This is a genomic window from Pseudomonas sp. B37(2017) (assembly GCF_002112885.1).
GTDB classification, from domain to species: domain Bacteria; phylum Pseudomonadota; class Gammaproteobacteria; order Pseudomonadales; family Pseudomonadaceae; genus Aquipseudomonas; species Aquipseudomonas paraglycinae.
The window spans coordinates 320797-333523 of the sequence record NZ_NEIX01000007.1; the positions used below are offsets into that span (position 1 = coordinate 320797).

Annotated in this window: 12 protein-coding genes; 6 read left to right on the forward strand and 6 right to left on the reverse strand. The window is 60.0% G+C overall.

What is annotated here, in order from left to right; all coding sequences use genetic code 11:
* Nucleotides 1-33 precede the first annotated feature (33 nt).
* The 3 genes from alg8 to yaaA all read right to left on the reverse strand — a co-directional run bounded on the left by alg8 (nt 34) and on the right by yaaA (nt 4506).
* The gene (alg8, locus tag CAF90_RS19430; RefSeq protein ID WP_007957312.1) at nt 34-1515 is read right to left on the reverse strand and encodes a mannuronan synthase; all 1482 of its coding nucleotides are present in this window, start codon (nt 1513-1515) and stop codon (nt 34-36) included.
* Nucleotides 1516-1598: 83 nt separating this feature from the next.
* Complete coding sequence (locus CAF90_RS19435) at nt 1599-2915, reverse strand: nucleotide sugar dehydrogenase (protein ID WP_085608140.1); 1317 nt, start codon at nt 2913-2915, stop codon at nt 1599-1601.
* 811 nt (nt 2916-3726) lie between these two features.
* Nucleotides 3727-4506 carry a peroxide stress protein YaaA gene (yaaA, locus tag CAF90_RS19440; RefSeq protein WP_085608141.1) on the reverse strand — a complete coding sequence of 260 codons (780 nt, stop codon included), beginning with the start codon at nt 4504-4506 and terminating at the stop codon, nt 3727-3729.
* A gap of 138 nt (nt 4507-4644) precedes the next feature.
* Here yaaA and CAF90_RS19445 point away from each other — a divergent pair, with 138 nt between their 5' ends.
* The 6 genes from CAF90_RS19445 to CAF90_RS19470 all read left to right on the forward strand — a co-directional run bounded on the left by CAF90_RS19445 (nt 4645) and on the right by CAF90_RS19470 (nt 9840).
* On the forward strand, nt 4645-5769 hold the full coding sequence (locus tag CAF90_RS19445; RefSeq protein ID WP_085608142.1) for a polysaccharide deacetylase family protein: 1125 nt from the start codon (nt 4645-4647) through the stop codon (nt 5767-5769).
* A gap of 349 nt (nt 5770-6118) precedes the next feature.
* On the forward strand, nt 6119-7513 hold the full coding sequence (locus tag CAF90_RS19450; RefSeq protein ID WP_007957320.1) for a PhoH family protein: 1395 nt from the start codon (nt 6119-6121) through the stop codon (nt 7511-7513).
* A 101-nt stretch (nt 7514-7614) separates the two neighbouring features.
* On the forward strand, nt 7615-8088 hold the full coding sequence (gene moaC / locus CAF90_RS19455; RefSeq protein ID WP_007957321.1) for a cyclic pyranopterin monophosphate synthase MoaC: 474 nt from the start codon (nt 7615-7617) through the stop codon (nt 8086-8088).
* A complete protein-coding gene (locus tag CAF90_RS19460; protein WP_085608143.1) occupies nt 8085-8327 on the forward strand; it encodes a MoaD/ThiS family protein in 243 nt (80 codons plus the stop codon). Before moaC ends, CAF90_RS19460 begins: the two co-directional genes overlap by 4 nt.
* Nucleotides 8328-8330: 3 nt before the next feature.
* Complete coding sequence (gene moaE, locus CAF90_RS19465) at nt 8331-8783, forward strand: molybdopterin synthase catalytic subunit MoaE (protein WP_085608144.1); 453 nt, start codon at nt 8331-8333, stop codon at nt 8781-8783.
* A gap of 280 nt (nt 8784-9063) precedes the next feature.
* Nucleotides 9064-9840 carry an ABC transporter substrate-binding protein gene (locus CAF90_RS19470; protein WP_085608145.1) on the forward strand — a complete coding sequence of 259 codons (777 nt, stop codon included), beginning with the start codon at nt 9064-9066 and terminating at the stop codon, nt 9838-9840.
* A 37-nt stretch (nt 9841-9877) separates the two neighbouring features.
* Here the strand turns inward: CAF90_RS19470 and CAF90_RS19475 are convergent, their stop codons facing one another.
* From CAF90_RS19475 to CAF90_RS19485, 3 genes are all read right to left on the reverse strand, one after another.
* Nucleotides 9878-10519, reverse strand: a complete 642-nt coding sequence (locus CAF90_RS19475) for a transcriptional regulator (RefSeq protein ID WP_007957327.1) — start codon at nt 10517-10519, stop codon at nt 9878-9880.
* Nucleotides 10520-10612: 93 nt separating this feature from the next.
* Nucleotides 10613-11740: an FAD-binding oxidoreductase gene (locus tag CAF90_RS19480; RefSeq protein ID WP_085608146.1), complete on the reverse strand. Its 1128-nt coding sequence runs from the start codon at nt 11738-11740 to the stop codon at nt 10613-10615.
* Between the two features lie 14 nt (nt 11741-11754).
* Nucleotides 11755-12699: an ornithine cyclodeaminase family protein gene (locus tag CAF90_RS19485; protein WP_085608147.1), complete on the reverse strand. Its 945-nt coding sequence runs from the start codon at nt 12697-12699 to the stop codon at nt 11755-11757.
* Between the last annotated feature and the right edge of the window lie 28 nt (nt 12700-12727).

Consider the following 12727-nt stretch of genomic DNA (forward strand, 5'->3'; position numbering starts at 1 on the left):
GGGCGATTTCCTTGTTAATTCAATAGGGGCAGGTCAGACCATCATCAGCAGCACGGCGACGAAAATGCTGCCGGCGGAGAAGGTCATGGTCCGAGACGACCAGGTGTTGAACCAACGTTGAAAGCTGGCGAGATCACGGGTCAGGGAAGTGGGTTGTCGGGTCCAGGATTGTTGGTCGAGGCGGAAGAACACGTAGATCTTCACCAGCGCGCCGACGATCTGGTTGTAATAGAGAATCGCAGGGTAAGCCGGTCCGATCCGGTGGCCCGAGCAGGACAGCAGCAGCGTCAGAATCAGCCGGGTGATACCGATCCACAGCAGGTACACCAGGATGAACGCGGTGCCGTACTTGAAGCTGGCGATGATTGCCACGGTCAGGCCGAGCAAGGATGTCCACATCGAAACGCGCTGGTCGAACAGCACCACCGAGGTGAAGGCACCGAGGCGTTTCACGCCCAGGCCCAGAGCCCGGGAGTTCTGCCGCAGGTTGTTGCCGTACCAGCGGAACATCAGTTTGCGGCTGGCCTTGATGAAGCTCTTTTCCGGCGGGTGCTCAACGGTGTTGATCGCCGCGTCCGGCACGTAGAAGGTGTCGTAGCCCAGGCGCATCAGGCTGAACCAGCTCGACTTGTCGTCGCCGGTCAGGAACTTGAAACGGCCCAGGCGCCAGTGTTGCAGCGAGTCGCTTTCGACGTCGGCGATGAATTCCGGGTTGGTGACCACGGTGGCGCGGAACACCGACATGCGCCCGGTCATGGTCAGCACGCGTTTGGACAGGGCCATCGAGCACATGTTGATGTGGCGCTGGGCGAAACGCAGCTTGTGCCACTCGCTCATGATGTAGCCGCCGCGCACTTCGCAGAACTCGTTGGTGGTCAGGCCGCCGACGTTGCCGAACAGCTGGAACCACGGCACGGTCTTGCGCACGGTGCCTTCGCCGAGCACGGTGTCGCCGTCGATCACGGCCACCACGGCGCGGTCGTCCGGCAGGTGACGGGAGATCGCGCGGAAACCAAACGCCAGGCCATCGCGCTTGCCGGTGCCGGGGATGCGCACGAAGTCGAGCTTCACGCGTTCTGGCGGATTCATCCGCGCCCACAGCGCCTTGACCAGCAGCTCATCGGACATTTCGACGATCGAGCAGACCACGGTGGTCGGCAGTTCGCAGTCGATGGCTTCGCGGATCACCGAGCTGTAGACCTGCGCGGTGGTCAACGCGTCGATGCGAAAACTGGTGACCATCAGAAACACATGCGACGGATCCGCCGCTTTACCCAGCTTGCGAACCTTGCGGCGCAGGTGCGGGTAGACGATGTAGAGAAAAATCATGCCGCGCACAAAGTGCGTGGCACCCATCGAGTAGCGCCAGATACCCACGGCGCCAATCAGGAAAATGAAGTCCTTCGACTCGGAGTCGAACGTGGACGTGGGCAGCATCAGGGCCAGGCCCATCAGCAGGCTCAGAAACAAAAGCCAGCCGGCGGATTGCAGAAAAAAATGTTTGAGCTTGGACATGACCGTCATCCGAAGGTGATGGGGGCTTCAAGCCGCCCGCCGATTCACGGCGTGCGGCCTGAAGCTCGAGGCTTGCTGCTGCGTTACCAGCAGATCCCTTCGGTGCGGCTACCGGCACTGGTGGCCTTGGACATGAAGCCCACCAGGTCGATCACCTGCTTGCCCTGCGGCGCCTCTTCGGCCAGGGCGCGGAACTTCTCGTCGCGGTTGCCGAGGATGATCACGTCGGAGTTGTCGATCACCGAATCGAAGTCCGCGTTGAGCAGGGACGACACGTGCGGGATCTTCGACTCGATGTAGTCCTTGTTCGCGCCGTGGACACGGGCGTACTGGACGTTGCTGTCGTAGATGCTCAGGTCGTAACCCTTGCCGATCAGCATCTCGGCCAGTTCCACCAGCGGGCTTTCGCGCAGGTCGTCGGTGCCGGCCTTGAAGCTCAGGCCCAGCAGGGCGACTTTGCGTTTGTCGTGGCTTTCAACGATGTCGAAGGCGTTCTGTACTTGCGATTCGTTGCTGCGCATCAGCGAGTTGAGCAGCGGCGCTTCGACGTCCAGGGAACCCGCGCGGTAGGTCAGGGCGCGCACGTCTTTCGGCAGGCACGAACCGCCGAAGGCGAAGCCCGGGCGCATGTAGTACTGGGACAGGTTGAGGGTCTTGTCCTGGCAGACCACGTCCATCACTTCGCGGCCATCGACGCCCACCGCTTTGGCGATGTTGCCGATCTCGTTGGCGAAGGTCACTTTGGTCGCGTGCCAGACGTTGCAGGTGTACTTGATCATCTCGGCGACAGCGATGTCCTTGCGGATGATCGGTGCGTCGAGTTCTTCGTACAGCGATTGCAGAACGTCGCCCGACGCCTTGTCGAACTCGCCGATGACGGTCATCGGTGGCAGGTCGTAGTCGGCGATCGCGGTGGATTCACGCAGGAACTCAGGGTTCACGGCGACACCGAAATCAACGCCGGCTTTCTTGCCGGAGCAGTCTTCGAGGATCGGGATGACAACGTTTGCCACGGTGCCCGGCAGAACGGTGCTGCGTACGACGATGGTGTGACGGGTGGTTTTTTCACGCAGGACAAAACCGATCTCGCGGCACACCGCTTCGATGTAGTTCAGTTCCAGGTCGCCGTTCTTCTTGCTCGGCGTGCCGACGCAGATCATCGACAGGTCGGTGTCGCGAATCGCTTCGGCGAAGTTGGTCGTACCGCGCAGACGACCGGTCTGGATACCCTGTGCGAGCAACTCACCCAGGCCCGGTTCGACAATGGGAGATTTGCCAGCGTTAATCATGTCGATCTTGTCTTTGGCAACATCGACGCCCACTACGTCGTGGCCCCGAGCAGACAGGCAACCGGCACATACTGCGCCAACGTAACCCAAACCAAATATGCTGATGCGCATCGCAATTACCTCTGTATATATCAGGCCTTAGAGGGCCGGAGTTAATGGTGTTCAGCGTTCATTAGTGCACTCGAAAGTGCGGCATACAGGCGCCACAATGCCGTGTGCAGGCATACTTAAGTTCCGAGTGTCTAAATAAGTGCACTCAAGATGTGCGCAACCAGGCCTTGTTGTTATGACGTGCCCTGTTATGCAGCCGATCTTCTTTGGAGAAGACTCTTGTGCAATCGTCTTGCGCGCTCGATGTCAGGATGAAAGTCCCGTAAATCAAGCGGTTGGGTGCTCAGGCGAGCACGTTTATAAGGGCGCGGCCATGGCCTTTGTAGGGGATATTAATGGTGCGTATCTCCTGTCCATCGTCTGATTTGAGACTAGTTAGTCATCTAGGCAAGTTGCTGTGACAACTTGGTTACATGGCTATCTGCTCCGCGTAAGTTATCTCGTACAAACTCGGCGAGAATCGTTACCGGTGGTATGAGCTATGCATTCGGACGAAGTTCCTGTCCGCTCATCGCGAAATCTGAAATTTCTTGAAATATTGTCGGAGATGGCACCAGTATCAATTTGATAGCAATTTCGTTTTCGACCTTTAATAACAGGCGAAAAATCACGTTAGATAGTTTTGTGCCACTACTGTGAAAAAATTTAGGTGCCACTACTGAAAAAAATGATCAGTGTCGAGTGAAACTAATCTTAGAAAAGACAGGGAGGTTTTTCTGGCGCCAGTAAAATGGCGAAATATGGCGAGGGTTTTTTGACATCGTGCGAGCTGCACGACTCTTCATATAAAGAGTCGTGCATTAGGCATGCTTTATTCGGGGGCGTGATCGCGTAGAAACACCAGATTATCCGGTTTCGATTGCTCGGCGCTGAAGCGATAACCCTGCACATCGAACTGTTTGAGCAGGGCCGGATCGTTGATTTTTTCCTGGATCACGAAACGGCTCATCAGGCCTCGGGCCTTTTTCGCGTAGAAGCTGATGATCTTGTATTGGCCGTTCTTCTGATCCTTGAATTCGGTGTTGATGATCCGCGCGTTCAGGGCCGTGCGTTTGACCGCCGAGAAGTATTCGTTGGACGCCAGGTTCAGCAGCACGTCATCGCCCTGGTCGGCCAGCGCTTCGTTCAGCCATTCGCTGATGCGCGTGCCCCAGAAGGCGTACAAGTCCTTGCCTCGGGCGTTGGCCAGTTTGGTGCCCATTTCCAGGCGATACGGCTGCATCAGGTCGAGCGGACGCAGCAGGCCGTAGAGGCCGGAGAGCATGCGCAAGTGCTGTTGCGCGTAATCGAAATCGGCTTCGCTGAAGCTCTGGGCGTCGAGTCCGGTGTAGACGTCGCCCTTGAAAGCCAGCAGTGCCTGTTTGGCGTTTTCCGGCGTGAACGCTGGTGTCCAGCTGCCGAAACGCGCGGCGTTGAGGCCGCCGATCTTGTCGGACACGTGCATCAGTTCGCTGATCTGCGCCGGGCTCAGCTCGCGCAGTTGCTGGATCAGTTCCTGGGAATGGTCGAGGTATTGCGGCTGGGTGAAGCGCTGGGTCGCCGGCGGTGTTTCGTAGTCGAGGGTCTTGGCGGGGGAAATCACCATCAGCATGAAGTCGTCTCCTTTAATCGTGGGGGCGATTCTAGGGGGTTGGGGCGGATGACTCCAGCTATCACGTCCATAGGTGATCGGCGGTTTACCAGTCGGATCGGCTATAGTGCGGCGCGGGTTTTGTTATGGAGACACCCTTTGCGCATTGTTCTTTTTTTCACCGCGTGGCTGTTGAGCGTCGGTGCCGTTGCGGCGCCGGGCGATATCGCGACGCTGGATCGCAGCACCTGGCCGGAAAAACTCGACAATCCGACCCTGTTCGACGTCGCCTCGCGGGCGGAAATCCTGATGTTCGCCCGCGGCCTGCTCGGCACCGAAGCGCTGGACGAAGCGGCGCTGGCCCAGCGTCTGGGGCTGCGCACGGTCAATCTGGATGCAATCAACAGCCTGCGCGAGCGCCTGTGGCAGCGTCTGCTGGCCAACTACAACTTTGCCCAGCAAAGCTGCGATCAGGACGCCTCGTTCTGTTTCCTCGTCGAAGACCTGCCGACCCTGCGCGAGCAGGCCGCCAAATTCGTGGTCAGCGACGAAAGCTATTACACCAGGTGGGCCGAACCGAGCCGGATCTTCCACCTGCAATACCTCGATGAGCTGATGCGCAAGGCTGCGCTGTCGCCCCAGACCAGCAGCGAACTCGATCATTTCGGAGACTACGAGCGCAACGGCGACGACATGCACGATCGCCTGTTTCTGCTGAGTTTCGACAGTGCCGCCAACCTGCAACCGGACAACACCGACTGGCTCGCCGAGTACTTGCGCAAGTCGAACCTGAGCGGCACGTTCTTCATGTTGGGCAAAGATGTTCAGGTGCGGCTGGCCGACCGTTCCGTCAGCAGCCTGCAAGCGGCGTTTTCGCAGCAGTGCGTCGGCGTGCAGGGCTGGGAGTTCCGCTCCCACAGCCATTGGCAGGACTGGCAGGATTCGGTGCGGCGCAGTGCCGATCTGGTCAAGAACAAACTGCCGGAGAACTATGTGCCGCTGTTCCGTCCACCGGAAGGGCAGCGTCGCAGCGATGCCCGGGGTTTCTTCAACAGTCAGGGCCTGCAAGTGGCGCTGTGGGACATCGATGCCCAGGACGGCGCCGGCAAGCTCAAGGGCGCTCCGAGCGCGCAGCGGGTGCTGACCCTGATGCTGCTGTGGCGGCACGGGGTGATCAATTTCAACATGAAGCAGGATGCGGTGAAGACCGCGTTGCCGTGGCTGATCACGCAAACCGCGCAAAGCGGCATCGGCTGGGAAGACTGTCAGGACGCGTTTCGCTGAAAAACGGCAAGAGCCCGGAAACATTGGGCTTGGGGTGAATTTTTTGCAGAATTCGATGCAGGCGGACTTCCGACTCTAACGGGGGCAGGGCAGTCCGCCAAGGGCTTTTCGTCACTTTGCAAAATAAACTTCAAAAAAGCGTCAAAGTGCTTTTTTCTGTCACGGGTTTTGGAGTATTACGAAGTCAGACCGCCGAAACCTGCAACACAGGTGGCGTCTTCCAAGACCCATTTTGTGTGCGGTTCACCTGCTATCCCGACAAAAGCTGTGCAGGTGGATTCGGCAGTCACTTCGAGGCGCAGCACCGCCGAGGTATTGCGTCGAATGGCTCCCACAAAGGTGACCGAGTATGGATGATCACGGACGTAGCCCTTCCTCCAACCAGCCAATCCTTTATGTACTCGATACCAACGTACTGATTCACGATCCGAACGCCCTGCTGAATTTCGAAGAACACCACGTCGCGATCCCGATGACCGTGCTTGAAGAGCTGGACAAGCTCAAGAGCGGGCATCACAGCGTGGCCGCCGAATGCCGTCAGGCTATCCGGCTGATCGACAAGACCCTGGGCGATGCTTCACCCGATGACGTCGAACAGGGCGTGCCGATCCAGCGCGGCAAGGGCGGCCCGAAGGGCTTGCTGTCGATTCTGATGAGCAAGCAGGCCGAATCGAACCTGATTCTGCCCGAGCATCTGAACGACAACAAAATCATCAACCAGCTGATCGATCTGCACACCCGCGACCCGAAAAAACCGGTTGTGCTCGTTACCAAAGACATCAACATGCGCCTCAAGGCGCGCGCCTGCGGGATCGACGCCGAGGACTACAGCACCGACCAGTTGGTCGACGACGTGTCCCTGCTGCCCAACGGCTATCACAACATGACCGGCTCCTTCTGGGACCGCGTGAGCAAGGTCGAAACCCGTCAGGACCACGGCCGCACCTGGCATCAGGTGCAATTGATCGACAACCTGCCAGCCGTGCACATCAACGAGTTCATCATTGATGAGCAGGGCTTCGTCGGCTGGATCAAGGAGATCGAAGAGGACAAGCTGCTGATCCTCGATCTGCACCAGGAACCGCTGCTGCACCAGGAAGCCTGGGGCCTCAAGCCACGGGACATCTATCAGAGCCTGGCGCTGTACGCGCTGCTGGATCCGGACATTCACCTGGTCAACCTGTCCGGCGCCGCCGGCTCGGGTAAAACCATTTTGGCGCTGGCCGCTGCGATCGAGCAGACCATGGTCAGCAAGCGTTATCGCCGCATCATCGCCACCCGCAGCGTGCAGGGCCTGGACCAGGAAATCGGCTTCCTGCCCGGCACCGAGGCGGAAAAAATGGAGCCTTGGCTGGGCGCCATCACCGACAACCTCGAAGCCTTGCACATGGATGACGAAAACACCCATGGCAGCGTCGACTACATCCTCAGCAAAGTGCCGTTGCAGTTCAAATCGCTCAACTACATTCGCGGTCGCAGCTTCCAGCAGAGCCTGATCCTGATCGACGAATGCCAGAACCTCACGCCGCACCAGATGAAAACCATCATCACCCGGGCCGGCGCCGGTTCGAAAGTGGTGTGCCTGGGCAACCTGGCACAGATCGACACCCCTTACCTGTCCGCGACCAGCTCCGGGCTGACCTACCTGACCGAACGCTTCAAGGATTTCCCCAACGGTGTGCACATCACCCTGCAAGGGGTGCCTCGCTCGATTCTGGCCGAATACGCCGAATCGCATCTGTAACCGTCAAATCGAACCGGGCGACTGCAAAGTCGCCCGGTTTTTTATGTGCGCAATTCTGACCCCCAGGTTTACAATCGGCGCTCCTGATCAGGAGTAATCCCGTGCTGACTCATCTCGATTCCCAAGGTCGCGCCAACATGGTCGACGTCACCGAAAAAGCCGTGACGTTCCGTGAAGCGACGGCCCAAGCGCTGGTGCGCATGCTGCCCGACACCCTGCAGATGATTGTCAGCGGCGGCCATCCCAAGGGCGACGTGTTCGCCGTGGCGCGCATTGCCGGCATTCAGGCGGCGAAGAAAACCAGTGACCTGATTCCCCTGTGTCATCCGCTGATGCTGACCGGCGTCAAGGTCGAACTCAGTGCCGAAGGCGATGACGCGGTGCGTATCGTGGCTCGCTGCAAATTGTCCGGGCAGACCGGCGTCGAGATGGAAGCGCTGACCGCCGCCAGCGTCGCCGCACTGACCATCTACGACATGTGCAAGGCCGTGGACCGTGGCATGACCATCGAAAGCGTGCGTCTGCTGGAAAAGGTCGGCGGCAAGAGCGGGCATTTCCAGGCGGAGCAGCCATGAACCTGACCGTGAAGTTTTTCGCCCGTTACCGCGAGGCGCTGGGCGTGGACTCGGTGAAGGTCGAGGGTGATTTCGCTACCGTCGATGACGTTCGTGCGTTGCTGGCGCAGCGTGAGGGCGCCGAGGTGCTCAGCGAGCAGAACCTCATGTGTGCGCGCAACGAAGACCTCTGCCAGCTCGACGAGCCGGTGGTCGATGGCGACGAGGTGGCGTTTTTCCCTACCGTGACCGGAGGCTGAGCCATGCGCATTCGGGTGCAGTCCGAACCGTTCGATCCGGGCGCTGAAGTCAACGCGATGCACGCGGCCAATGTCGGCGTTGGCGCGGTGGTGAGTTTTGTCGGTTACGTGCGCGACTTCAACGATGGCCTTGATGTCGCCGGGATGTTCCTCGAACACTATCCGGGCATGACCGAAAAGGCCCTCGGCAAGATCGCCGTTGAAGCCGAACAGCGTTGGCCGCTGTTGAAGCTGGAAGTCCTGCACCGCATCGGCGCGCTGGAACCGGGTGAGCCGATCGTGTTTGTTGCCGCCGCCAGTGCCCATCGCCAGGCGGCGTTCGACGCCTGCGCCTTCGTCATGGACTACCTGAAAACCCGCGCGCCGTTCTGGAAGAAAGAGAACACCAGCGACGGCCCGCGCTGGGTTGAAGGTCGTGACAGCGATCATGCGGCGGCGGATCGCTGGAAGCAGTAGATTCTGCGCTGCTCTCCCGGCCCTCTTCGCGAGCAAGCCCGCTCCCACAGGGAAATGCATTCCAATGTGGGAGCGGGCTTGCTCGCGAAGGCGCCATCCGCAACACCGAAAATGCTATGGATTACCCAACTGACCAACAGCAGGAAGCAATCTCTTTTGCCCAATTGACGGTTTGTACGTAAAAGTCCAGTATGGATTTACAAGTACAAAAAAGATCTTTCCCCGTTTCAGCTTTTTCTTCTGTCTTGCCAAACCAACAACAACCCGCGAGAGAACGAACATGAAGAAATTCCCCCTCATCACCGGTCTGGCATTGAGCCTGTTGGCGTGCAGCAGTGCGTTCGCCGCCGAGAAAACCCTGCGCATCGGTATCGAAGCAGCCTATCCGCCTTTCGCCTCGAAGACCGACAAGGGTGAAATCGTCGGTTTCGACTACGACATCGGCAATGCCCTGTGCGCGCAGATGCAGGTCAAGTGCGTGTGGGTCGAGGGCGAGTTCGATGGTCTGATTCCTTCCCTGAAAGTGAAGAAAATCGACATGGCGCTGTCGTCCATGACTATCAACGAAGACCGCAAGAAGTCGGTGGACTTCACCCACAAGTACTATTTCACCTCGTCGCGGCTGGTGATGAAGGACGGCGCGAGCGTCGATGACCAGTACGCCAGCCTCAAGGGCAAGACCGTTGGCGTGCAGCGTGCGACCACCACCGACCGTTACGCGACCGAGGTGTTCGAGCCCAAGGGCATCAACGTCAAGCGTTACGGCAACAACGAAGAAATCTACATGGACCTGGCGGCCGGGCGTCTCGACGCGATCTTCGCCGACACCATCCCGCTGACCGACTTCCTGTCGATGCCGCGCGGCAAGGGCTACGCCTTCGTCGGGCCTGAGCTGAAGGATCCGAAATACGTGGGCGAGGGCGCGGGGATTGCGGTGCGCAAGGGCAACACCGAACTGGTCAGCCAGTTGAACACTGCCATCGACGGTATTCGCGCCAGTGGCGAATATCAGAAGATTTCCGAGAAGTATTTCAAGTCGGACATCTACGGCGACTAAATCTGAAGACCGTGCAGCCTTCGCAGGCTGCACGGTTTCAGCCCTTCAATTCCTTCAAATGCTTGTAAACCGTCGCCCGCCCCATGTTCAGCACATTGGCCACATAGTTCGAGGCGCTCTTGCCCTTGAACGCCCCTTCGGCGTGCAGCGCCAGCACCAGTTCGCGTTTGTGATCGCGGGTCAGCAGGTTCAGGCTCAGTTGCCGTTCCCGTAGCCAGGCGTGCAGGAAAGTGTTGATGCGCTCCTGCCAGTCATCGCGAAACAGCGAGTCCGGTTGCGGAATCAGTTTGCTCGGCGAGAGGAACAGGTCCAGCGCAGCCTTGGCGTTCTCGAACAGCGAAATATTCAGGTTGATGCACAGCACCGCCAGCGGGTGCCCTTCGCTGTCGCGCAGCACGGTGCTCAGGCTGCGAATTTTCTGGCCGTCCCAATTGAGCTTTTCGTACGGGCCGATGTTCCGTTCGCTGACGTCGTCGCTGAGCATGTCTTCCAGCGACGATTCATCGCCGATCACCCGTTTCGACAGGTTGTTGGCGATGTAGTCGACCTTTTGCGTGCGCAGGTCATGCAACACCACTTCGGCGTGGGGAAAGAACAGCGTGGCAATGGCGTCGGCGATGGCGTGGTAGTTGTCCAGCGCGGCGTCATGCAGCTCGGGCGTGTGTTCGGGGGCGGTCATAACTGTGGAGCTCCAGGCAACGTCAACGCCCCCGTGATCCGGGGGCGTTGCGAGTGTGCCGCAATCCGTCGGGCGCGTCATCCGGGCGGACGGTCAGGCCAGGCGGGCAGGGGCGAGCATGGCGGCGGTCAGGCCGAATTGCTTGAGGTGGTCGGGCAGCGATTCGCCACGTACCAGCGCGGCACTGGCCTGGCCCATCGCCGGTGAAGTCTGGATGCCGTAACCGCCTTGGGCCGCGACCCAGAACAGCCCCGGCACCTGCGGATCAAACCCGGACAGCAAATCACCGTCGGCGACGAAACTGCGCAGGCCGGCCCAGGTGCGGGTCGGGCGGCGGATGGTCAGGGTCGTCGCTTCCTCGATCTGGTAAATGCCCATGGCGATGTCCAGTTCTTCCGGCTGCACGTCGTGCGGCTCGACCGGGTCGGCATTGGCCGGTGAGCCGAGGAACATCCCGGCGTCGGGCTTCATATAGAACGATTCGTCGAGACTGACCAGCATCGGCCAGTGGTGGATGTCGACGCCTTCAGGGCCGGCGAAGATGAACGCCGCACGGCGTTTCGGTTGCAGGCCCAGCGGCCGGGCACCGGCGAGGGCACCGATCCTGTCGGCCCAGGCGCCTGCCGCGTTGATCACGATGGGCGCGCTGAAGGTCTGGCCGTTGGTCTGCACGTGCCAGATGCCGTCGGCGTCGCGACTCAGGCCGAGCACTTCGCAATCGGTCTGCACCTGGCCGTTGTTGCGACGGATACCGCGCAGGTAACCCTGATGCAAGGCATCGGTATCGATGTCGCTGGCGGTGGGGTCGTAGATCGCGCCATGGACTTTTTCCCGGCGCAGGATCGGCAGCCGGGCGCAGGCTTCATCCGCGCTGAGCAACTGCATCTCCGGCACTGTGGCCTTGGCGCTGAGGTATTGATTGTTCAGCTCGGCGGCGTCGCCGGTGAAGTCCACGGTCATTTCGCCGCGTGGAGTCAGCAGCGGATGCTCGCAGAAGCCGCTGGGCGGATGGTCGAAGAATTCGCGGCTGGCCTGGGTCAGCGCCCGGACCTGCGGAGTGCCGTAAGCGGCGGTGAACAGCGCAGCCGAACGCCCGGTGGAGTGATAGGCCGGGTGCGACTCGCGCTCCAGCACCACGACCTTCCCGTGCTGCGATAGCCAGAAACCGGTGGACGCGCCGGCAATCCCGCCGCCGATGATGATGAAATCTGCATGACTCATGAAAATCTCCGGTGTCAGCGCTGCAATTGATAGACGGCGTTGGCCAGGGCGATGTCTTCCAGGCCCAGACCGATGGAGCGGAAAAACACGTGACGGTTGTAATCGGGGCGCTGCACTTTTTCGCTGAGCAGATCCGCCAGGTCACCGATGATCGCGTTGTTGTCCCAGCCATGTCGTTCGCTGGCGATCAGCATCTCGCCGGCCGAGCCCGGGGTGGTCAGACGATAGTCGCAGAACACCTGCATGTCGTTGAGGCTTTGTGGGGGCACTTCGTGGGCGCGCGGTGCGTTGGTGCTGATCGAGGTGATCAGCGCCGGTTTGCTCAAGGTTGCCGGGTCGATCACGGGGCCGGCGGACGAGGTGCAGAGCATGATCACGTCGGCTTCGGCGATGGCGGTTTCGCGGCTGTCGGCGATATTCACCCGTGGATCGAGGGCTTGCAGTTGGCGGGCGGTTGCCGGGTCTTCGCTCAAGGTGGGCGAGTACACACTGATGCTCTGCCAGTCGCGCAACGTCTTGACGTAATGCAGGTGCGCCTGGGCGACCTTGCCGCTGCCGATGATTGCCAGACGCGTGGCGTTCAACGGGGCGAGGGCATCGACCGCCACGGCGGTGGTCGCAGCGGTGCGGGCGGTGGTCAGTTCGCCGGCATCGCAGAGCATCAGCGGTTGACCGGTCTGCATCGACATCAACAGCGTCCACGCGGTCACCAGCGGGCCTTGTTCGCGAACGATATACGGCGAGGTTTTAACCCCGTACACGCCGTCTTCGGCCAATACGCCGAGATAGTTGATGAAGTCCCCGGCACCCTGGGGGAATTCCACCAGTTGCTGCGCCGGTTGCACCGCATGCCCGGCCGCCAGATCACGGAACAGCTTGCGCAGGATCTGCGGCACATCGATCCGGGCCAACAGCTCGCGGGCCTGGGTTTGGTCGATCACGTAAGGCGTACTGGACATGTCGGACTCCGGAGACCGTTATTTAAAC

Coding starts and splice junctions, on each gene's coding strand:
- yaaA (WP_085608141.1), bottom strand. CDS start 4,506: ATGCTGATGGTGATTTCCCCCGCCAAGACCCTCGACTACGAAACACCG.
- CAF90_RS19460 (WP_085608143.1), top strand. CDS start 8,085: ATGAACCTGACCGTGAAGTTTTTCGCCCGTTACCGCGAGGCGCTGGGC.
- CAF90_RS19450 (WP_007957320.1), top strand. CDS start 6,119: ATGGATGATCACGGACGTAGCCCTTCCTCCAACCAGCCAATCCTTTAT.
- alg8 (WP_007957312.1), bottom strand. CDS start 1,515: ATGTCCAAGCTCAAACATTTTTTTCTGCAATCCGCCGGCTGGCTTTTG.
- CAF90_RS19475 (WP_007957327.1), bottom strand. CDS start 10,519: ATGACCGCCCCCGAACACACGCCCGAGCTGCATGACGCCGCGCTGGAC.
- CAF90_RS19480 (WP_085608146.1), bottom strand. CDS start 11,740: ATGAGTCATGCAGATTTCATCATCATCGGCGGCGGGATTGCCGGCGCG.
- CAF90_RS19485 (WP_085608147.1), bottom strand. CDS start 12,699: ATGTCCAGTACGCCTTACGTGATCGACCAAACCCAGGCCCGCGAGCTG.
- CAF90_RS19435 (WP_085608140.1), bottom strand. CDS start 2,915: ATGCGCATCAGCATATTTGGTTTGGGTTACGTTGGCGCAGTATGTGCC.
- CAF90_RS19470 (WP_085608145.1), top strand. CDS start 9,064: ATGAAGAAATTCCCCCTCATCACCGGTCTGGCATTGAGCCTGTTGGCG.
- moaE (WP_085608144.1), top strand. CDS start 8,331: ATGCGCATTCGGGTGCAGTCCGAACCGTTCGATCCGGGCGCTGAAGTC.